The 19,621-nt window shown below is 69.9% G+C and carries 22 protein-coding genes and 4 tRNA genes; 9 read left to right on the top strand and 17 right to left on the bottom strand.

The genetic code is table 11. The annotated features are described in order from the left end of the window. Positions 1-61: 61 nt before the first annotated feature. Positions 62-589: a 50S ribosomal protein L10 gene (gene rplJ, locus AB0H93_RS22190; protein WP_132490296.1), complete on the bottom strand. Its 528-nt coding sequence runs from the start codon at positions 587-589 to the stop codon at positions 62-64. Positions 590-905: 316 nt separating this feature from the next. Here rplJ and AB0H93_RS22185 point away from each other — a divergent pair, with 316 nt between their 5' ends. Then, positions 906-1,745: a hypothetical protein gene (locus tag AB0H93_RS22185; protein ID WP_358575050.1), complete on the top strand. Its 840-nt coding sequence runs from the start codon at positions 906-908 to the stop codon at positions 1,743-1,745. Positions 1,746-1,886: 141 nt separating this feature from the next. Here the strand turns inward: AB0H93_RS22185 and rplA are convergent, their stop codons facing one another. The 5 genes from rplA to AB0H93_RS22160 form a co-directional block, all read right to left on the bottom strand. Then, the gene (rplA, locus tag AB0H93_RS22180; RefSeq protein WP_132490298.1) at positions 1,887-2,594 is read right to left on the bottom strand and encodes a 50S ribosomal protein L1; all 708 of its coding nucleotides are present in this window, start codon (positions 2,592-2,594) and stop codon (positions 1,887-1,889) included. 82 nt (positions 2,595-2,676) lie between these two features. Beyond that, positions 2,677-3,111 carry a 50S ribosomal protein L11 gene (gene rplK / locus AB0H93_RS22175; RefSeq protein ID WP_010315507.1) on the bottom strand — a complete coding sequence of 145 codons (435 nt, stop codon included), beginning with the start codon at positions 3,109-3,111 and terminating at the stop codon, positions 2,677-2,679. Positions 3,112-3,267: 156 nt separating this feature from the next. Beyond that, positions 3,268-4,119 carry a transcription termination/antitermination protein NusG gene (nusG, locus tag AB0H93_RS22170; protein ID WP_358574918.1) on the bottom strand — a complete coding sequence of 284 codons (852 nt, stop codon included), beginning with the start codon at positions 4,117-4,119 and terminating at the stop codon, positions 3,268-3,270. An 82-nt stretch (positions 4,120-4,201) separates the two neighbouring features. After that, complete coding sequence (gene secE, locus AB0H93_RS22165) at positions 4,202-4,612, bottom strand: preprotein translocase subunit SecE (RefSeq protein WP_358574917.1); 411 nt, start codon at positions 4,610-4,612, stop codon at positions 4,202-4,204. A 30-nt stretch (positions 4,613-4,642) separates the two neighbouring features. After that, a tRNA-Trp gene (locus AB0H93_RS22160) sits at positions 4,643-4,715 on the bottom strand. A gap of 207 nt (positions 4,716-4,922) precedes the next feature. Here AB0H93_RS22160 and AB0H93_RS22155 point away from each other — a divergent pair. Continuing rightward, positions 4,923-6,152 (top strand): pyridoxal phosphate-dependent aminotransferase, encoded by a 1,230-nt coding sequence (locus AB0H93_RS22155; RefSeq protein ID WP_358574916.1) that lies wholly within the window; start codon positions 4,923-4,925, stop codon positions 6,150-6,152. Between the two features lie 59 nt (positions 6,153-6,211). On the opposite strand, the gene AB0H93_RS22150 is transcribed toward AB0H93_RS22155, so the two are convergent. The 7 genes from AB0H93_RS22150 to AB0H93_RS22120 all read right to left on the bottom strand — a co-directional run bounded on the left by AB0H93_RS22150 (position 6,212) and on the right by AB0H93_RS22120 (position 11,880). Then, positions 6,212-6,637 (bottom strand): MaoC family dehydratase, encoded by a 426-nt coding sequence (locus AB0H93_RS22150; protein WP_358574915.1) that lies wholly within the window; start codon positions 6,635-6,637, stop codon positions 6,212-6,214. A gap of 136 nt (positions 6,638-6,773) precedes the next feature. Then, positions 6,774-7,238 carry a MaoC family dehydratase N-terminal domain-containing protein gene (locus tag AB0H93_RS22145; RefSeq protein ID WP_132490306.1) on the bottom strand — a complete coding sequence of 155 codons (465 nt, stop codon included), beginning with the start codon at positions 7,236-7,238 and terminating at the stop codon, positions 6,774-6,776. A 98-nt stretch (positions 7,239-7,336) separates the two neighbouring features. After that, positions 7,337-7,501 (bottom strand): 50S ribosomal protein L33, encoded by a 165-nt coding sequence (rpmG, locus tag AB0H93_RS22140; RefSeq protein WP_010315521.1) that lies wholly within the window; start codon positions 7,499-7,501, stop codon positions 7,337-7,339. Between the two features lie 67 nt (positions 7,502-7,568). Further along, a tRNA-Met gene (locus AB0H93_RS22135) sits at positions 7,569-7,644 on the bottom strand. A 105-nt stretch (positions 7,645-7,749) separates the two neighbouring features. Continuing rightward, a tRNA-Thr gene (locus tag AB0H93_RS22130) sits at positions 7,750-7,822 on the bottom strand. A gap of 133 nt (positions 7,823-7,955) precedes the next feature. Further along, positions 7,956-10,589, bottom strand: a complete 2,634-nt coding sequence (locus tag AB0H93_RS22125; RefSeq protein ID WP_132490308.1) for an EAL domain-containing protein — start codon at positions 10,587-10,589, stop codon at positions 7,956-7,958. Between the two features lie 313 nt (positions 10,590-10,902). Then, complete coding sequence (locus AB0H93_RS22120) at positions 10,903-11,880, bottom strand: alpha/beta fold hydrolase (RefSeq protein ID WP_358574913.1); 978 nt, start codon at positions 11,878-11,880, stop codon at positions 10,903-10,905. A 28-nt stretch (positions 11,881-11,908) separates the two neighbouring features. On the opposite strand from AB0H93_RS22120, the gene AB0H93_RS22115 reads away from it, so the two are divergent. Then, a complete protein-coding gene (locus tag AB0H93_RS22115) occupies positions 11,909-12,328 on the top strand; it encodes a TIGR03668 family PPOX class F420-dependent oxidoreductase (RefSeq protein ID WP_358574911.1) in 420 nt (139 codons plus the stop codon). A 55-nt stretch (positions 12,329-12,383) separates the two neighbouring features. On the opposite strand, the gene AB0H93_RS22110 is transcribed toward AB0H93_RS22115, so the two are convergent. Next, entirely contained in the window at positions 12,384-12,641 is a 258-nt protein-coding gene (locus AB0H93_RS22110; RefSeq protein ID WP_358574910.1) for a hypothetical protein, read from the bottom strand. A 104-nt stretch (positions 12,642-12,745) separates the two neighbouring features. Here AB0H93_RS22110 and AB0H93_RS22105 point away from each other — a divergent pair, with 104 nt between their 5' ends. From AB0H93_RS22105 to rfbA, 4 genes are all read left to right on the top strand, one after another. Beyond that, positions 12,746-13,054 carry a hypothetical protein gene (locus AB0H93_RS22105; RefSeq protein WP_358574908.1) on the top strand — a complete coding sequence of 103 codons (309 nt, stop codon included), beginning with the start codon at positions 12,746-12,748 and terminating at the stop codon, positions 13,052-13,054. Between the two features lie 72 nt (positions 13,055-13,126). Beyond that, a tRNA-Tyr gene (locus tag AB0H93_RS22100) sits at positions 13,127-13,208 on the top strand. Positions 13,209-13,398: 190 nt separating this feature from the next. After that, positions 13,399-13,890, top strand: coding sequence for a YajQ family cyclic di-GMP-binding protein (locus AB0H93_RS22095; RefSeq protein ID WP_132490318.1), 492 nt, complete (start codon positions 13,399-13,401; stop codon positions 13,888-13,890). Positions 13,891-13,910: 20 nt separating this feature from the next. Then, a complete protein-coding gene (rfbA, locus tag AB0H93_RS22090) occupies positions 13,911-14,792 on the top strand; it encodes a glucose-1-phosphate thymidylyltransferase RfbA (RefSeq protein ID WP_358574907.1) in 882 nt (293 codons plus the stop codon). 186 nt (positions 14,793-14,978) lie between these two features. Here rfbA and htpX read toward each other — a convergent pair whose 3' ends face one another. Then, a complete protein-coding gene (gene htpX, locus AB0H93_RS22085; protein WP_358574906.1) occupies positions 14,979-15,854 on the bottom strand; it encodes a zinc metalloprotease HtpX in 876 nt (291 codons plus the stop codon). 254 nt (positions 15,855-16,108) lie between these two features. Between htpX and AB0H93_RS22080 the strand changes: the two genes are divergently transcribed. Further along, positions 16,109-17,020 carry a YceI family protein gene (locus AB0H93_RS22080; protein ID WP_358574905.1) on the top strand — a complete coding sequence of 304 codons (912 nt, stop codon included), beginning with the start codon at positions 16,109-16,111 and terminating at the stop codon, positions 17,018-17,020. Between the two features lie 50 nt (positions 17,021-17,070). On the opposite strand, the gene ddaH is transcribed toward AB0H93_RS22080, so the two are convergent. Continuing rightward, positions 17,071-17,925, bottom strand: a complete 855-nt coding sequence (gene ddaH, locus AB0H93_RS22075) for a dimethylargininase (protein ID WP_358574904.1) — start codon at positions 17,923-17,925, stop codon at positions 17,071-17,073. Positions 17,926-17,999: 74 nt separating this feature from the next. On the opposite strand from ddaH, the gene AB0H93_RS22070 reads away from it, so the two are divergent. Beyond that, positions 18,000-18,443 (top strand): Lrp/AsnC family transcriptional regulator, encoded by a 444-nt coding sequence (locus AB0H93_RS22070; protein WP_358574903.1) that lies wholly within the window; start codon positions 18,000-18,002, stop codon positions 18,441-18,443. A gap of 37 nt (positions 18,444-18,480) precedes the next feature. Here the strand turns inward: AB0H93_RS22070 and AB0H93_RS22065 are convergent, their stop codons facing one another. Then, positions 18,481-19,521, bottom strand: a complete 1,041-nt coding sequence (locus tag AB0H93_RS22065; protein ID WP_358574902.1) for a hypothetical protein — start codon at positions 19,519-19,521, stop codon at positions 18,481-18,483. Between the last annotated feature and the right edge of the window lie 100 nt (positions 19,522-19,621).

The raw sequence follows: 19,621 nt of genomic DNA, 5'->3' as shown, positions 1-19,621 counted from the left end.
CCCGGGAACGGGAGTGCCCGGGTGGGGAGTTCTTGCAACCGACAACTGCGCCCGAAGGGACTCAGGCGTCGGCTTCGCCGCTCTTCTTCTCCTGCAGAGCGGCGGCCAACCGAGCCACCTGGGACGCCGGCGCGGCGAACAGCGCGGCGGCCTGGCCCATCTTGGCCTTCATGGCACCGGCCAGCTTGGCCAGGGTGACCTCGCGGGAGTCGAGGTCGGCAATGCCCTCGACCTCGGACACGGACAGCGCGCGGCCGTCCATGTAACCGCCCTTGATCACCAGGGCCTTGTTGTCCTTGGCGAATTCACGCAGAGCCTTGGCCGCGTCGACCGGCTCGCCCTCGACGAAGGCGATGGCGGTCGGGCCGACGAACAGGTCGTCGAGGCCCTCGACGCCGGACTGCTCGGCGGCACGCTTGACCAGCGTGTTCTTCGCGACACGGTACGAGGTGCCCGCACCGAGGGCACGACGCAGCTCAGACAGCTGCGCCATGGACAGCCCGCGGTACTCGGTCACGACCGCAGCGGTCGAGTTGCTGAACTTATCCGCGATCTCAGTGACCGCATCAACCTTGTCGGGCTTCGCCATGTCGCCTCCTCTCTATTTCCGACTGTGATCCGCATCCAGCCGGTCCTGAGACGACAAAACGCCCCGGCGCAGGGAAGCACGGGGCGTCAAGATCATGGGCGCGCAGCGCGCGCACGGATAGCCTCGTCCCTCCTGCGCGGGCCGCCCGCATCTCACGGGACCTTCGTTCTCCCCGCCCCTGGCGGGGCACGGAGAAGACCAGCGGTCTTGGGTGGAACCTCGACCAGGGTACGCGACCCGTCCCGGGGCCCACCAACCACCCCCTGCCGCTTTCCGGCGGTCACCGGTCGTGACCTCGACGCGGCGGCCGGGCATCATGTTGTGCGTGGCTGATCAGCACGAGTCGCCCCGCCCGGAGCCCGGCCGGAACCTGCCGGAGAAACCGCGCACCGCGGAGGTCGTCGAGGCCGAGGTGGTGGACAGCGAGGTCGTCGAGGCCGACGCACCGGCCCGCCCGCAGCAGCCGGCGGACGACGCGGAGTTCCGCCAGTACCAGCAGTTCCTGGAGTTCCAGAAGTTCCGCGAATGGCAGCGGTCCCAGGACGGCGAAGTAGCGGTCCCACCGCCCGCAGCACCTCCGGCGGCGAAGCCGGAAGCGCCGAAGAAGGCCTGGTGGAAACGGGCCCTGGGCCTGCTGCGCTACAAGATGGTCCGCCGCCTGATCTACCTGCTGCTGGCACTGCTGCTGCTCAACTACCTGTACAACAGCCTGATGACGTCCTGGTTCGGCAGCACCGGAGGCGGAAACGGCAGCACCAACACCGGCGCACCTCCCGATTCAGCGCCGATGAAGGCGAGGACCCCGGCGGACGCAGTGCTCGACGTCTACAACTTGCTGCGCGGGGACGATCCCACTGTTGCGTGCGCATATTTCGAAGCCTCGGCCAAGTCCGGCTTCGCCGCCGCCCACCAGGCCCCGGACTGCGCCACCGCGGCACGCCGGCTGCATGACCAGATCACCGTCCCCGGCACGTACGCCAACCCGTCGTTCGACGAGAACGCGGTCAGCATCGCCGGACCGGACGCCCAGGTCCTCGGCTGCCGAATGCAGGTCGCCGGCGGCCCGCGCCTCGGCAGCTTCAAGCTCACGCAACAGCCGGACGGCGGCTGGGCGATCAGCGCCTACGCCCTCCAAACGCCCAGCTGCGGCGACTGAGGAGCTCCGCCCGTGAACGTTTTGGGTGCTATGGCGCCCCAAAGCACTCACGGAACCTGACCAGCTAGAACGAAGCTTGGAATAGCGAAAGGGCGGGCCGCCCCTGGTGGGGTGGCCCGCCCTCTCAGCGGAACTCCGGGATCAGGCCGAGGCCGTGATCCGGGTCGCGTTCGGGTCGACCGGGATGCCCGGGCCCATCGTGGTGGTGAAGGTGACCTTCTTCAGGTACCGGCCCTTCGACGCCGACGGCTTCGCGCGCAGGATCTCGTCCAGCGCAGCCGCGTAGTTCTCCACCAGCTTCTCGGTGTCGAACGACGCCTTGCCGATGATGAAGTGCAGGTTGGCCTGCTTGTCGACGCGGAAGTTGATCTTACCGCCCTTGATCTCCGTGATCGCCTTGGTGACGTTCGGAGTGACGGTGCCGGTCTTCGGGTTCGGCATCAGGCCGCGCGGGCCGAGCACCCGAGCGATCTTGCCGACCTTGGCCATCTGGTCCGGGGTGGCGATCGCCGCGTCGAAATCGAGCCAGCCGCCCTGAATGCGCTCGATCAGGTCCTCGGAACCAACCGCGTCCGCACCGGCGGCCTCGGCCTCGGCGGCCTTGTCCCCGACGGCGAACACGATGACGCGGGCAGTCTTACCAGTGCCGTGCGGCAGGTTCACGGTGCCGCGGACCATCTGGTCTGCCTTGCGGGGGTCGACGCCCAGCCGCAGCGCCACCTCGACGGTGGCGTCGTACTTGACCTTGGCGGTCTTCTTGGCCAGCTCGGCGGCCTCCGTCGGCGCGTACAGCCGCGCGCGATCGATCAGCTCGGCCGCCTGCTGGTATGCCTTGCTGCGCTTTGCCATTTCTGTCCCTATCGCAGGTGGATCAGTTGTGGTTGGTCGGGCTGCGCTGGAGCCCTCCCACACTGCCAGCCGTCCGGCTGGGTCAGCCCTCGACCGTCAGGCCCATCGACCGGGCGGTGCCGGCGATGATCTTGGCGGCCTGGTCGATGTCGTTGGCGTTGAGGTCGGCCATCTTGGTCTGCGCGATCTCGCGGACCTGGTCCATGGAGACCTTGCCGACCTTGGTCTTGTGCGGCTCGCCGCTGCCCTTGGCCACGCCCGCCGCCTTGAGCAGCAGCTTGGCCGCCGGCGGGGTCTTCAGCGCGAAGCTGAAGGAGCGGTCTTCGAACACGGAGATCTCGACCGGCACGACGTTGCCACGCTGGTTCTCCGTGGCGGCGTTGTAGGCCTTGCAGAACTCCATGATGTTGACGCCGTGCTGACCCAGCGCCGGGCCGACCGGCGGGGCCGGGTTGGCCTGGCCGGCCTGGATCTGCAGCTTGATGATCGCTGCGAGCTTCTTCTTCTTGGGCGGCATGTTTGCTTCCTGTGTCTTCGCTATCCGGTTGCCCGGCCCCGCCTAGTGGCGGAGCCGAATCGGCGAGACCACGAAACGGTGGCTTCGCCCGGTTCTGCGCACGGGTCCTGCCAGATCCGCGCGCAGCCGCCGCACTCCCGCACCGCGGGAGAGCGGTCAGATCTTGGAAACCTGGCTGAACGAAAGCTCAACCGGCGTTTCGCGGCCGAAGATCGACACCAGCACCTTGAGCTTCTGGGCGTCCGGGTTGACCTCGTTGATCGTCGCGGGCAGGGTCGCGAACGGCCCGTCCATGACGGTGACGGACTCGCCGACCTCGAAGTCGACCTCGACCGAGGGCTTGGCCGCGGCCGACGCGGCGGCCTTCTTGCCCGGCTCGGCCTTCTTCTCCTCGACCTGCGGTGCCAGAAACTTCAGCACGTCGTCGATGGTCAGCGGCGACGGCTTGGAGGTGGCGCCGACGAAGCCGGTGACGCCCGGCGTGTTGCGCACCGCGCTCCAGGACGCGTCGTTGAGCTCCATCCGGACCAGGATGTAGCCGGGCAGCACCTTGCGCTGCACCAGCTTGCGCTGGCCGTTCTTGATCTCGGTGACCTCTTCGGTCGGCACCTCGACCTGGAAGATGAAGTCCTCGACGTCGAGCGTCTGGGCCCGCGTTTCGAGGTTGGTCTTGACCTTGTTCTCGTAGCCCGCGTAGGAGTGCACGACGTACCAGTCGCCGGGGGCGCGCCGCAGTGCCGCGCGCAGCTCCTCGACCGGGTCCGCTTCGGCGGCCACTTCTTCTTCGCCGGCCGCTTCCTCGCCGGTTTCGCCTTCCTCACCGGTTTCGTCGGCGTCCTCGGCCGACTCCTCGGCCTGGTCGGCCGAGTCGGTGTCCTCGCCGGAGTCGGCGCTGTCCGCGGATTCGACTGCGTCGACCGAGTCGGCGGTCGCCTCGGCCTCCGCGGCCTCGGGCTGCACCTGCTCGTCGGTGAGGCCGGTGGATTCCTGGCCCTCGTGGGAGGTCACAGTCGGTCTCGCTTCCTCTCGTGCGTTGCGTGCCGGGTCGTCGTTCCGCCGCCGGCACCACCTAGGGCGGGCCCGCAGCCGTTCAGCCGGAGCCGAACAGCCAGCCCACACCCTTGGCGAAGAGCACGTCCACGCCGGCGACGAACGCCACCATGATGCTGACGAAGACCAGCACCACGAGGGTGTAGGTCGCCAGCGCCTTGCGCGTCGGCCAGATGACCTTGCGCAGTTCGGCGACGACCTCGCGCAGGAAGCGTCCGATCTTCCGGAACAGCGAAACCCGACCCTGCCGGCCATCCCGCGACGGGGTCGGCCGACCCTTCGACTCAGTTGTGCTCGCCGAGTTCGCTCCGGCCGAACCCGACTCACCGGACCGGCCCTTGCGACCGGCCGGACGGGCGGAGGCACGGCGCTCGCGCCGCGCCGCGGCGCTGGACGGACGGGCTGCGTCTTCGCGCGCTCCGTCCTGCCCCTGCTCGCGGTCCTCGCTCACGCCCATCCTCCGCTCACCGTCGCATCGACGCAGGGGTGACAGGACTTGAACCTGCAACCTGCGGTTTTGGAGACCGCTGCTCTGCCAATTGAGCTACACCCCTTTGCGGCCCTGGAGCCCGACCGCACTTCGGGACGCCCGACACCGGCCATGGAACCGGAGTTCATGGTGTTCAGGCATCCCAGGTTCGAAAGTGTACGGCACGCCGACGACCTTGCTCCAACGGCACCCCCCTGAGGCGGGTCATGAACAACTCCGCCGCAGGTGGGGAGCGTGTTCGACGACACGCCGCGTCTGTCAGGATGCAAGCATGGCCGCACCTCAGACAGACCAAGAGACCAGGGCGCGGGTGTCCGCGCGGATCGGCGGGATCAGCGAGTCCGCCACGCTGGCCGTGGACGCCAAGGCGAAGGCGCTCAAGGCGGCCGGCCGGCCGGTGATCGGGTTCGGCGCCGGTGAGCCGGACTTCCCGACGCCGCAGCCGATCGTGGATGCCGCCATCGCCGCCTGCTCCGACCCGAAGAACCACCGCTACAGCCCGGCGGCCGGCCTGCCGGAGCTGCGCGAGGCCATCGCCGCGAAGACGCTGCGGGACTCCGCCTACACCGTGCAGGCCAGTCAGGTGCTGGTGACCAACGGCGGCAAGCAGGCCGTCTACCAGGCGTTCCAGACGCTGCTCGACCCGGGCGACGAGGTCCTGCTGCCCGCCCCGTACTGGACCACCTACCCGGAGGCGATCACCCTGCCGGGTGGAGTTCCGGTGGTGGTACCCGCCGACGAGTCGACCGGCTACCTGGTTTCCGTCGAGCAGCTGGAGGCCGCGCGGACGCCGCGCACCAAGGTGCTGCTGTTCAACTCGCCGTCCAACCCGACCGGTGCGATCTACCCGCCGGAGCAGGTCGAGGCGATCGGCCGCTGGGCGCTCGAGCACGGCATCTGGGTGGTCACCGACGAGATCTACGAGCACCTCGTCTACGGCGACGCCCGGCACGTGTCGATGCCCGCCGTGGTCCCGGAGCTCGCGGACACCTGCGTGGTGCTCAACGGGGTCGCCAAGACCTACGCCATGACCGGCTGGCGGGTGGGCTGGATGATCGGCCCGCAGGACGTCATCAAGGCGGCCGGGAACCTGCAGTCGCACCTGTCGTCCAACGTCGCCAACGTCTCGCAGCGGGCCGCGCTGGAGGCCGTCAGCGGCTCCCTGGACGCCGTCGCGGAGATGCGCTCGGCGTTCGACCGCCGCCGCCGCAAGATCGTCGAGCTGCTCTCGGCGATCCCCGGCGTCAGCTGCCCGGAGCCGCAGGGCGCGTTCTACGCGTACCCGTCGGTCAAGGGCCTGCTGGGCAAGGAGATCCGCGGCGTCCGCCCGGAGACCAGCGTGGAGCTGGCGAGCCTGGTCCTGGAGCAGGCGGAGGTCGCGGTGGTCCCGGGCGAGGCCTTCGGCACCCCGGGCTACTTCCGCCTGTCCTACGCCCTCGGCGACGAGGACCTCGTCACCGGCGTGACCCGGATGGCGGAACTCCTCGGCGAAGCCAAGTAGCCCCGAACGTGTGAAAGGCGCCCCCGGCCGAGCCGCCGGGGGCGCCTTTCGCGTTCTCGTTACTCCGGGAGGCGGACGGTGGCGCTGGCGCCGCCGAGGACGCCCTGGTCCGCGCTGCGGGCCGTGATGCTGACCTTCACCGTGCCGTCGTCGTTCTTCTTCGCGACCTTGCCGGACAGCTCGACCAGCGCCCCGGTTCCGTCGTCGGGGACCACCACCGGCCGGGTGAATCGCACGCCGTAGTGCACGATCGCGCCCGGGTCGCCCGTCCACTCGCTGACCAGGCGGCCGGCGACGGCCATCGTGAGCATGCCGTGGGCGATCACGTCGGGCAGGCCGACCTCGGTCGCGAACCGCTCGTTCCAGTGAATCGGGTTGAAGTCACCGGACGCCCCGGCGTAGCGGACCAGATCGGCACGGGTGAGCGGCACGCTCAGCACCGGCAGCTGGTCGCCGACGGCGACCTCGGACATCCGCACGCTCATGACAGTTCCGCCTCTCCGCGTTTCACAGTCGTGGTTGCGTCCGGCTCAATCCCGCGTTTCGCAGCTTCTCGTGGCTGGTTTGCGTCACGTTCCCCTGAGGTGCGGTTGGGGAGGACTCGGGTTGACACGGGGCTACTCATGCGCCCTCCCCCTCGTCGGCCGCGCCGCGGGCCACCAGCATCGACTTCGCGGTGCACACCGGCTCGCCGTCGACGGTGCCGATCTCGGCGCGCACCGTCAGGAAGTCGTTGCCCGCGCGGGCCTTGATGTCATCCACGTGCACCACGGTGACAAGGCGGTCGCCCGCCCGGATCGGCCGGTGGTGGGTGAAGTCCTGCTGGCCGTGCACCACGCGGCTGTAGTCCAGGCCGAGCTGCGGGTCCTCGACGATCGCGTCGTGGGCACCCATGGAGAGGATCACCGCGAACGTCGGCGGCGCGATCACGTCCGGGTATCCGGCGGCCTTGGCAGCGTCAACGTCGCGGTACAGCGGCGAGTCGTCCTTGATGGCCGCGGCGAACTCGCGGATCTTCTCCCGGCCCACCTCGTAGGCGGCCGTGGGCGGGTACTCACGCCCGATGAATGACTGGTCAAGCGGCACGCCCGCAGGCTACCCGGCACACCTGGGCACAATGACGAGAGCCCGCCCCCGGAATCCGGGGGCGGGCTCTCACTGAAGCTGGGGTCGGAACCGCTGGGTCAGCGGGTTTCCTTGTGCAGCTTGTGCGTACCGCAGTTCGGGCAGAACTTCTTCATCTCCAAGCGGTCCGGGTCGTTGCGCCGGTTCTTGTTGGTGATGTAGTTGCGGTGCTTGCACTCCTCGCACGCCAGCGTGATCTTGGGTCGGACGTCGGTGGCGGCCACGGGGGTGCCTTTCTCTCTCGGTCGTAAATCCGGAACGGTTCGCCGTAGATCCGTGCGAACCCGTGACTGGTAGCGGTGGCCGGACTTGAACCGGCGACACAGCGATTATGAGCCGCTTGCTCTACCGACTGAGCTACACCGCCATGCTGGGACCTTCGGTGCACGCACCTCGCGCCTCAGCCGACGCAGGATATCCCATGCAAAACAGCCACAGCACCCAGTTTACCGAGTACCGCAGCTGTCTTTCGAGCCCCAATACGGAATCGAACCGTAGACCTTCTCCTTACCATGGAGACGCTCTGCCGACTGAGCTATTGGGGCGTTTCCTTGCGGAACGTCTAGAACTTTACACACCACCCGGACCCCCTCGAAACAGGGGGGTACCTTTTTGCGAAAACGCAGGTCATGGCGGGGTTTTCGACCCACAGGCGGCGCATGGGGGCGAAAACCGGGCTCAGTGCAGGAGTGTGAGGACGGTCTCGGACCGGGCGCCCCGGCCGCGCTTGGTGCGGGCCTGCAGCCACGCCTCGAACCGCTCCTCGGAGAGCGGGCGCGAGATCAGGTAGCCCTGGGCGACGTCGCAGCCCATCTCCACCAGCTGATCGCGGGCGGCGTCGTCCTCCACGCCCTCGGCGACCACCGCGAGGTCCAGCGAGTGCCCGAGCTCGACGATGGAGCGCACCACCGCCATGTCACCGAGGTCGGTGCCCATGCCGAGCACGAAGCTCTTGTCGATCTTCACCTCGTCCACCGGCAGCTGCCGCAGGTAGGCCAGCGACGAGTAGCCGGTGCCGAAGTCGTCCACCGCCAGCACCACGCCCATCGCGTGCAGCCTCCGCAGCAGCGGCAGGGAGCGCTCGGGGTCGGCCATCACGCTGGACTCGGTCAGCTCGAAGGTGAGCAGCTCCGGCGGGATGTCGTGGCGCAGCAGCGCCTCGCCGACCCGGTCCGGGAAGGTCTCGTCGGCGAGGTTGCGCACCGACAGGTTCACCGCCACCGACATCCGCAGGCCGCGATCCATCCACTTCCGGATCTTGACCAGCGCGCACTCCATGACGAACGCGGTGAGCGCGTCGACCAGCCCGGTCGCCTCCACCAGCGGCACGAACTCGTCCGGGTCCAGCCGCCCGTACTCGGGGTGCGACCAGCGCACGAGGGCTTCGGCGCCCACCACCTGGCGTTCGGGCAGCGCGACCTTCGGCTGGTAGTGCACCTCGACCTGACCGGTGTCCAGCGCCTGCCGGAACTGGGTGACCAGCTGGAAGCGCCGCAGGAAGACCTGGCCCATCGCGGGGGCGTAGCCGCGCACCCCGTCCTCGCCGTTGCGGGCCGCCCGGACCGCGACGTCGGAGCGCTGCAGGAGGGTGTCGATGTCGGTCTCGCACTCGCCGTCGGCCGGCGCGGACGAGGCGTACCCGGCGACGCCCGCGGCCTCCACGACGATCCGGTCCAGCGGGTACGGCTTGCCGATCACCTCGCGCAGGTGCTGGGCGAACTCGTGCGCCTGGGCCTCGCTGTGGTCCAGCAGCAGCACCGCGAAGGAGTTCGCTTCGAGCCTGGCCAGCGGCGCCTCGCCGAGTTCGTCGCGCATCCGGCGCCCGGCGGCGACGATCATCCGGTCGCCCCAGGTGTAGCCGAGGGCCTCGCTGACGGTGGTGAGCACGTCGAGGTCCATCCGCAGCACGACCGCGGTGCGCCCGTTGCGCAGCTCCTCGGCGGCCATCTCGCGGAAGCCGGTCCGGTTGAGCAGGCCGGTCAGCGGATCGTGGTAGGCGTCGTGCCGCAGCCGCGCGAGCAGCCGGCGGTTGTCCATCGCGGTCGCGAGGTGGCTGGCCAGGGTGTGCAGCAGTCGCACGTCGGCCCGGCCGAAGCCGCGCCACCGGCTGACCCGGTCGTGCACCTCGACCGCCCCGAGCAGCTGGCTCGCACCGCGCAGCGGCACCACGAGCGCCTCATAAGCGCCGCGTTGGCGCAGCGCGCGCCGCACCTCTTCGGGGGCTTCGAGCGTCCGGAAGGAGCGCACGTGGCTACCCGGCAGCTGGAGCAGCGGATCGTCACGCAGCGCCGAGGGCGCGGCTTGCTGCGCCATCTCCGGCAGCGACTCCCCCGCGACCAGCGTGCTGACCTCGCCACTGGGGTCCAGCCGCAGCCTCAGCACAACGCGGGTCGCGTTCAGCTGCTCCCGGATCCGCTCCGCGACCGGCTCCCACTCGCTGACCGACACCTCCGGCTCGCCGGCCACGGCGTCCGAAGGGCCGTGCGCGGCGGTCTGCCCGGAGCGGGCCACGCTCAGGCTGACGTCGCTGAGCGCCTCCAGGTCGCGCTGCTCGCGCAGCAGGCCGGAGTAGGCGCGGTACAGGCCGATCACGGCCACCGCGACCAGCGCCACCAGCAGCCAGCCCCACGGCGTGCTGATCGAGACCTCGTAGCCGACCAGGCCGACCGAGGTGTTGAGCAGGCCCACGGCCAGCGTGTTCACCGCGAGCCGCACGCCGGCGGACACCCGCATCGCGCCGCCCAGCACGTGCAGCGCGGCGAGTGCGAAGGCGCAGCTGATCAGCGGCGACGTCAGGGTGCCGATGACCGGGCCGAACCAGGCCGGGGCCACGTCGACCAGCGCCAGGTTGACCGCGTTGGCCACCGCGAACGGCACCGCGATCTCCAGGCACAGCACGCCCGCGTTGTAGACGACGTGGGTGGCCGCGCGACGGCCGACCTGCGCACCGAGCCCGGCCAGCAGGTTGGCCGCGAGCACCACCTCGAACGGCACCGTCAGCAGCCCGAGGATCAGCGGGATCTCGGTGAACGAGATGGTCCAGCCGACCCGCTTCACGTCGACGTCGATGGTCAGCTGCTCGGCCAGCAGGAAGCCCATGGCCAGCAGCGGCCCGATGAACAGCAGGTCCGAGCGGTAGTGGAAGGGCAGCCAGGCCGAGGTCGCGGCGGACGCGAGGAGGCCGGCGGCGAGGACCACGAACGAGAACCCGGTGAACATCCGGCGCCGGACCGGATCCACCTCGGCGCGCACCGGTGGGCGGGCGGATTCAAGGCTGGATTGCGGACCGAGGGAGCGGTGACGCTCGATCATCCACGCTCCTCCCAAGCCGGCGGCGCGTGCGCACCACACGAATGCCGTGGCAAATCGTGACGCACGACCGCGCGGAAGGCCAGGGGCCAATGGTCCCCGTCGCATCTGCCGGACGCACGCATCTGCGTTGATGCGGGTGGTTCGCGGCGACATCCTTGCACAGCATCGGGAGTTGACCAGCAAAGATTTCACAACGACCGCCAGGCGCCGCGGTCCGGCGGGTGCGACGAGGCGCACCCCGAAGATTTGTGATGATCGCCGCAGCAACCGAACGGGCCGAATACCGTACGCGACCGGCGAGAACGGACGGTTACTACTGCAGCCCGAACTCGTCGAGGAAATCCCGGACCGCGCGGTCGAGATCCGCCAGCCCCGACTCCTCCACCGGGAGGTGGCCGGCGCCGCTGAGCGTCGCGAAGCGGGTGGGCCCGGCGATCCGGTCGAAGAACTGTCGGGACAGCAGCAGCGGCGTCCACCGGTCGTCGTCGGGGTGCGCCAGCAGCAGCGGCGGCCCAGCGTAGTCCTCGGGCGCCACCGCGGGCGGAGTGGCCAGGCAGCTGCGGGCGAAACCCAGCGCGAGCCAGCTGCCGCCGCCGATCTCGTCGGCCCACACCAGGTTGGCGAACTGGCCGTGGTTGGACGCCGCGGCGATGTTCGTCAGCCAGTGCACCGGCACCCGCGCCGCCGCGAGCGGCCTCGGGACCAGCGCCAGCAGCCCGGCCCACTGGGCCATCTCCGGCCGGGCCGCGAGCCGCCGCCGAACGTCGTCGCGCTGCGGGTCGGCCAGGCAGGTCGCGATCACACCGGCCACCGCGCCGCCGGCCTGCGCGGCGACGTCGTAGGCGAGCCGGCCGCCGGTGCTGACGCCGAGCAGCACGATCGGCCGCTCGTCGCGGGCCCGCTCGGCCTCGACCAGGTCGAGCACGCAGGAAACCCAGTCCCGGTAGGTGATCGCGCGCCGGGAGGCGCCGGTCAGGCCGAAGCCGGGCAGGTCGGGGGCGATGAATTCGAAGTCCGCCAGCGACGGCAGCCGCCCGTACGGGGCGAGCATGCGGCCGTAGGTGCCGACTCCGTGCAACGCGATCAGCTTGGTCGGGGCGCTCGGGCGCGCGACGCGGTCGAGGTGGACCGCCGTGCCGCGCCACGGCCACCACTGCTCGGCCGGGGCGTTCTCGGCGGTGACGCGGAGCGCACCGGGGAAGAAGTCCTGGTAGCGGAGCCAGTACTGCTGGTCGCGGTAGCCGGGGCCGACGACGGTGGCGGACCCTGGGGTGGATGGAGCCGAAGGCACACTCCGAACATACGGACCGGACCGGACGATGCGCATCAGCCAACAGCAGGCACGGAGCTGGTTCGCGCAGGCACGGGCGGCACGCCTGGCCAGCGCCGATGAGCTGGGACGACCGCACCTGGTGCCGATCACCTTCGCGATCCGCGGGGATGTGATCGTCACCGCAGTGGACCACAAGCCGAAGCGGACCACGAACCTCAGGCGGCTGCGCAACATCGCCGCGAATCCGCAGGTCGCGCTGCTCGCCGACCACTACGAGGACGACTGGTCCCGCCTGTGGTGGGCGCGCGCCGACGGCGAGGCGGAGCAGACCGGCAGCGCGGCGCGCCCGGACCTCGTCGCGGCGCTCGTGGAGAAGTACCCGCAGTACCGGGAGCACCCGCCGACGGGCACGTTGATCGTGATCCGGGTGACGCGGTGGAGCGCCTGGTCGGCCGAACAGCCGTGATCGACCGCCATTCCCGCTGGTCACGGGGCCGCCGCTCCAGAGGTGAGCGGGGTTCTTACCCGCTCTTCCGCTCCAGGTGGACGACGTCCGAGTCGAGATCGAGCGGGCCGCCCGCCTCCCGGTCGTCCTCCTTGACGACCTCCACCCAGGCGAGCTGTTCCAGCTGGTGCCTGGCCCCCGCGCTGAACAGGCCCTCGACGCCCAACGCCGCCGAGGCGGTCCGGCGCTGCTCCTCGGGCTGCGCCGGGGTGGGCGGCGCCGCGGCGCGCTGCTCCTGCCGCCGCTTCGCCCGACCTGCTCGATCTATGGCCATCCGCCCAGGTTAGCCCGGTCGCGGCAGCGTCGGCCGGTGCTGCCGAGAAGACGCCAACCCGCGCCCGGCGGCCGGCGGGCGCGGGTCAACTAGGCTGCGGATTCGTGCCCGATCCGTACTTTGTCCTGGTCAGCACGGCGGAACTCGCGGATCTGGCGAGCGCGCTGGACGTCGTCGACGACCGAGCCGAGCTCAACCACCGCTACCGCAAGCTGATCGCCGACTCCCGCCAGGTGCTGGCGGCCGAGGAGATCCGCCTCACCCAGGCCCGCGGGCTCGCGAAGCGGCTGATGGTGCTCGTCAAGGCGGCCGGCCCGGACTTCCGCGACGGGCTGCCGGAAACGGCCCGCGCGGCGCTCGACGCGGGCCTGGCCCAGGCCGATGCGCTGGTCTTCCACCCCGAGCCGGACTGAGCGGCCCCCCTGGAATACCGGTGGCGGCCGGTATGTATTATTTCCTCGCAAGCCAGCGCTGCTGGTGCGCACGCCAGGTTGCCCGAGCGGCCAAAGGGAGCTGACTGTAAATCAGCCGGCAATGCCTTCGGAGGTTCGAATCCTCCACCTGGCACTCAGCGAAGATGCCCCTGTGACCGGTCCGGTCACAGGGGCATCTTCGTTTGCGCTGTTCGTGGCCGGTGCCGGGGACGAGCGCGAATCGACTCCGGCTCGACCGGTCTCCGGTCTGCTGCGTTGGCCGGTAGCGTGTGGCGGCAGAACTTCGCAGCTCGCGCTGCTTCGGCTCAACAGGAGGTAGTCACGTGGCAAACCCGTCCTTCGACGTGGTGAGCAAGGTGGACCACCAAGAGGTGGACAACGCGCTGAACCAGGCGGCAAAGGAACTCGCCAACCGGTTCGACTTCCGCGGCACCGGCTCGAAGATCCAGTGGTCGGGCGAGAACGGCGTGGTGCTGGAGTCGGAGACGGAAGAGCGCTGCAAAGCCGCCATCGAGGTCTTCAAGGAGAAGCTGATCAAGCGCGGCATCTCGCTGAAGGCGCTGGACATGGGCGAGCCGGCCAGCTCCGGTCAGATCTTCCGGGCCACCGGCAAGGTCGTGCAGGGCATCTCGCAGGAGGTCGCGAAGAAGATCTCCAAGAAGATCCGCGACGAGGGCCCCAAGGGCGTCCAGGCCCAGATCCAGGGCGAGCAGCTGCGGGTGTCCGGCAAGAAGAAGGACGACCTGCAGGCCGTGATCCAGCTGCTGAAGTCCGGCGACTTCGACGCCCCGCTCCAGTTCGAGAATTTCCGGTAAACCACCGCTGGAGGACCCAGGTGAAGGGGATCGTGCTGGCGGGCGGCAACGGGACGCGCCTGCATCCGCTGACGCAGGCCGTGTCCAAGCAGCTGCTCCCGGTCTACGACAAACCGATGATCTACTACCCGCTGTCGGTGCTGATGCTGGCCGGCATCCGGGAAGTGCTGCTCATCTCGACCCCGGCCGACATGCCGCTGTTCCGGCGGCTGCTCGGGGACGGCTCCCAGTTCGGCATCCGCATCGAGTACGCCGAGCAGGCCCAGCCCAACGGGCTCGCCGAGGCGTTCGTGATCGGGGCGGACTTCATCGGCGATGACCCGGTGGCGCTGGTGCTCGGCGACAACATCTTCTACGGGCAGGGCTTCTCCCGGGTTCTCCAGCAGTGCGTTCGCGATCTCGACGGCTGCACCCTGTTCGGCTACCCGGTCCGCGACCCGCAGCGCTACGGCGTCGGCGAGGTGGGCGAGGACGGCCGGCTGGTGTCGATCGTGGAGAAGCCGACGGAGCCGAAGTCCAACATGGCCATCACCGGCCTGTACTTCTACGACAACGACGTGGTGGGCATCGCCAAGGGGCTGACGCCGTCGGCCCGCGGCGAGCTGGAGATCACCGACGTCAACCTCGCCTACCTGCGGGAGGGCCGGGCGCGGCTGACGCAGCTCGGCCGCGGCTTCGCCTGGCTGGACACCGGCACCCACGACTCGCTGGTGGAGGCCGCGCAGTTCGTGCAGGTGCTGGAGCACCGCCAGGGCGTGCGGATCGCCTGCCTGGAGGAGATCGCCCTGCGCATGGGCTACATCTCGGCGGACGAGTGCTTCGAGCTCGGCGCCAAGCTGGCCAAGTCGGGCTACGGCGAGTACGTCATGGACGTCGCCCGCCGCTCCGGCGCCACGGGCTGACCCGTCCGCTCCTCCCACCTACCGCAATTTCAATGGAAATCGAAGGTCCGATTTCCATTGAAATTGCGGAAGTTGTCCACAGGGACCCGAGGTTGTCCACAGGTTGCGGTGTGTCGGGGCGCGACACACCGTTACGGCTCCGCAATTTCCATTGAAATCGAAGGTCCGATTTCCATTGAAATTGCGTCACCAGGCCGGGGGGAGCTGGTGGCCGGCCATGCCTTCCAGGCGGCGGATGCGGTCGGCCATCGGCGGGTGCGTGGAGAACAGCCGCGCCAGCCGCTCGCCAGGGCGGAACGGGTTCGCGATCATCAGGTGCGACTGGGACACCAGCTGGGGTTCCGGTGACAGCGGCGCCAGCTGGGTACCGCGCTCCAGCTTGCGCAGCGCCGACGCCAGCGCCAGCGGATCCCCGGTCAGCTGCGCCCCGGACGCGTCGGCCTGGTACTCGCGGGAGCGGCTGACGGCCATCTGCACCACGGCGGCCGCGATCGGGCCCAGCAGCGCCACCAGCAGCATCGCGAACGGGTTGGGCCGGTTCTCGTCGTTGCCGCCGAACATGCCGAAGAACATCCCGAAGTTGGCCAGGAACGTCACCACGCTGGCGAGCGCCCCGGCGACGCTGGAGATCAGGATGTCGCGGTTGTAGACGTGCGAGAGCTCGTGGCCGAGCACCGCGCGCAGCTCGCGCTCGTTGAGCAGTTCGAGGATTCCCGACGTGCAGCACACCGCGGCGTTGCGCGGGTTGCGGCCGGTGGCGAAGGCGTTGGGCGCTCGCGTCGGGCTGATGTACAGCGCGGGCATCGGCTGCCGCGCCGAGGTCGCCAGCTCGCGCACGATCCGGTACATGGCCGGCTGCTCGGCCTCCGACACCGGCCGGGCGCGCATCGCGCGCAGGGCCAGGTTGGCCGAGTTGAAGTACGCGTAGCCGTTCATGCCCAGCGCCACGAAGAACGCGATGACCAGGCCGGTCCGGCCGAAGATCGACCCGACCAACAGGACCAGCGCGCTCATGCCGCCGAGCAGCAGAGCGGTCTTCAAACCGTTGACGTGACTGTGCACCGTGCCTGCCTCCGCCCGAGGGCCAGCCCCGGTTCCCCGACCGGGATGGATGGCCTCCCAGAACACCTTTCCACGTAATCCGAAGGTCACCCAGAAAACGACTCGGCGCGAGTCGTAGTTCCGCTGGGCGGATGTGCTGAAGCCAACGTCGCCGGAGGGCTGGACCACCGGGCTCGCGGCCGTACCATGGTCAGTTAGTTGAAATCACAACCTTTATCCGGTTCGGGGACCGGAGGACCAGAAGAGGGCACCGAATGATCTTCGCCAGGCTGCGTCGCCGGCACTCGACCAGCAAGGGCACGCCGGCGCGAACCGGCATCTCCGGCGGCTTCCTCCCCCCGACGCCGCTCGACAGCGGCCTGCTGACCTGCCAGGTGCACGACGAGAGCGGCTCGCTGCTGCCCGGCGCGACCGTGACGCTGCTGGACCGGCTGAACCAGCGGTCCGCGCACGGCACCACCGACAGCTACGGCTGCTTCGTCACCTCGATCGCGCCCGGCACCCACAAGATGTCGATCAGCGCGGGCGGCTACCGCCGGTACACCACCCGCGTCGAGGTGCGGGTCAACCAGCACTGCTCGCTCGGCGGCATCCGCCTGGAGCCGGACGCCTCGCTGGAACTGCCGAGCCCGGGCCGCTACCGGTTCGACCCGTACCACACCGAGATCCGGTTCATCGCCCAGCACATCGGCATGTCCAAGATCCACGGGATGTTCAAGAACTACGACGGCGTGGTGGAGGTGGCGCCGCGGTTCGAGGACTCGCGGATCCAGGTGGCCATCGACGCGGCCAGCATCGAGACCGGCGTGAAGATGCGCGACGACCACCTGCGGTCGGCGGACTTCTTCGACGTGGCCAACCACCCGCGGATCACCTTCACCGGCGACCGGTTCACGCACCTGCGCGCCGATCGCTGGATGATCAGCGGCCGCCTGGCGCTGCGCGGCACCAGCAGCCCGGTGCAGCTGGAGACCACCTACCTGGGCCAGCGGAAGTGGCAGGGGCCGGGCTTCGACGGCGACCTGCGGGTCGCCTGCCACGCGACCGGGACGCTGCGCCGCGAGGACTACTCGGTGAACTGGCAGGCCACCCTGGCGAAGGGCATCGCCGTGGTCGGCCCCACGATCAGCATCGAGCTAGGCGTGCAGGCCGTCCTGGAGCAGTGACGAAGAAGGGCGTCGTCGCAGGTCGACGACGCCCTTCGCACCCCGCCCCCTCAGGCGTGGAGTTCCATCGTGCAGCACTTCGGGCCGCCGCCGGACTTCCGGAGCTCGGAGATGTCCAGCAGGACCGGCTCGTAGCCGCGGGCGGCCAGCTGCGCGGCGAGCCCGGTCGCCTCCGCCGGCAGCACCACGTGCCGCCCGTCGGAAACCCCGTTCAGGCCGAGGCAGGCGGCGTCGGTGGCGTCGGCGATCACGGCGTCCGGGAACATCCGCTCCAGCACGCGGCGCGACCCGGGCGAGAAGGCATCCGGGAAGTAGGCGATCTGCGCCCGCTCGCCGCGCTCCAGCACGAACAGCGCGGTGTCCAGGTGGTAGTAGCGCGGGTCGACCAGGCGCAGCGAGACCACGGGCACCCCGAGCACCTCCTGGGCCTCCGCGTGCGCTTCCGGATCGGTGCGGAACCCGCTGCCCGCCAGCAGCACCCGGCCGGTCCAGGCGAAGTCGCCCTCCGCCTCGTTGATCCGGGACGGCATCACCAGGTTCCGGTAGCCGCGGGTGACGAACCAGCGCCGGAAGTGCTCGGCCTCGGCGGCCCGCTGCGGCGCGCGGAACCGGGCGCCCAGCACCCGGTCGTCGATCACGGTCGCCGAATTGGCCGCGAACACCATGTCGGGCAGGCCCGGCTGCGGCTCGACCAGCTCGACGACGTGCCCGAGCCGCTCGTAGGCGCGCTTCAGCTCCGTCCACTGGACCATCGCCAGGTCGGTGTCCACCGGCTTGCCCGGGTCCATCCACGGGTTGATCGAGTACTCGACGGTGAAGTACTTGGGCGCGCACATCACGTAGTGGCGCGTGGTGGCCTGGGGCGGCGCGAGGGCCTCGAGAGCCGAACCGGCGGTAACCGTCATGAATCGAAATCTAAGTGTTCTCCTGACCACCCATCAATAACGCTACGTTCGTTTTTTACGGCAGAATGTTGCGTATGGACGCCTTGGACCAACGAATCATTTCGCGCCTGGTGGCCGACGCCCGGGCGAGCTACGCGGAGATCGGCGCGGAGGTGGGCCTGTCGGCGCCCGCGGTGAAGCGCCGGGTGGACAAGCTGCTGGACCAGGGCGTGCTGCAGGGGTTCACGGCCGTCGTGGACCCGGAGGCGCTGGGCTGGGGCACGGAGGCGTTCGTGGAGGTGCACTGCGAGGGAAACGTCCCGGCGCACCGGATCCGCAACGGCCTGGAACCGCTGCCGGAAGTGGTCGCGGCCTACACGGTGTCGGGGCAGGCGGACGCGATCGTGCACCTGCGGGCGGCGAACATCCACCACCTCGAAGAGGCGATGGAGCGCCTGCGGTCGGTCCAGTTCGTGAGCCGGACGGTGTCCACCGTGGTGCTCTCCCGGCTCCTGGAACGCCAGCCCCAACCGGAGTGAGGAAAGGCCTGGCCGAACGTCCGGCCAGGCGGAGCGCTCAGGTGGTGCGCTGGCCGTTCCAGGGCTCGAAACCGGCGATCTCCGCGTCGGCCGGGGTGCGGAACCACACGTCGGCGACGATCTTGTCGTAGGCCGGCGATTCGGGGCTGTGGTACTGCCTCGACGCGGAGTGCCCCTTGATCATCGGCCCCGAGCCGCCCTCCCGACCGGGCCGCGGGCCGGCGCCGGGCGTCCGCCGCGGCAGCGGCGGCGGCTCCGCCGACCCCACCGCGCTGTCCGCGCTGTCCGCGCTCTCCGGTCCTCGGTCTGCGACCTTCGGGATCACCTGCGTCGCATCCGCTCCGACCGGTGGCACGTACGGCGTCTCGGCCGCTGCGCCGCTGCGCGGCTCCACGTTCTCGAACAGCGACCGCAGCTGCCCGGACAACCGCGACTCCGTCGCGTCGTCCGCGTCTTCGAGCCGCCCGGAGGTCCGCGACTCCTCGGGCTCGGCCTCCGGCCACGCCGAGATGTCGGTCGCGGGCTCCTCCGCCTTCCGCTCCGCGGCCGGCGGTTCCACCGGCGCTTCCGCGGGCGGCTGCACCGGCTTCACCGACTCCGTCGGCTCGTCCGCATCCGGCTCCTCGGACTTCGGGAACTCGGGCTTCGGAGCCACCGGCTTCGGGGCCTCAGCCGCCGGTGGCACTCGCGGCTGCACCGCGGTCACGGCGGCGTCGGCCTGGTCGACCCCGTTCACGCGTTCGTCCCACTGGCGGAACCACTCGCTGTCCGAGTCGGACCGCTCGGGATTGGCCTTCTCCGGCGCCACCCAGGCACGCGGGGCCCGGCCCCAGTCGCCGACCTCGGGGTCGTCCGGCCGCTCCCAGCGCGGCGGCGCGGGTTGCAGCAGGTCCAGCGGGGCTCCGGCGACGGCCGACTCGTCCTGCTCGTACAGGTACTCGCCCTCCGGGTAGCCAGCGGTGAGTTCGGCCAGTTGCCTGCGCAGCGGGCGGACGAAGAGCAGCCAGGTGATCAGCGCACCCAATGCGAACGCGGCGAGGCTCCACAGCCACACCTGGGTGAACAGCCAGGTGATCACGAGAGATGTCCCTCCTCAGGGCTCCAGCAGCGCCGCCAGTTCTCCGGGGATACCTATCACGCGGCACCCCGGCCGCGGACCAGCTTGACCGGCTCGTGAC

The sequence above is a fragment of the Saccharopolyspora sp. NPDC050642 genome (assembly GCF_040654735.1).
In the GTDB taxonomy this organism is placed as follows: Bacteria; Actinomycetota; Actinomycetes; order Mycobacteriales; family Pseudonocardiaceae; genus Saccharopolyspora; species Saccharopolyspora elongata.
The sequence above is the reverse complement of the archived record's forward strand: the minus strand, read 5'-3'. Positions and strand labels throughout refer to the sequence as shown.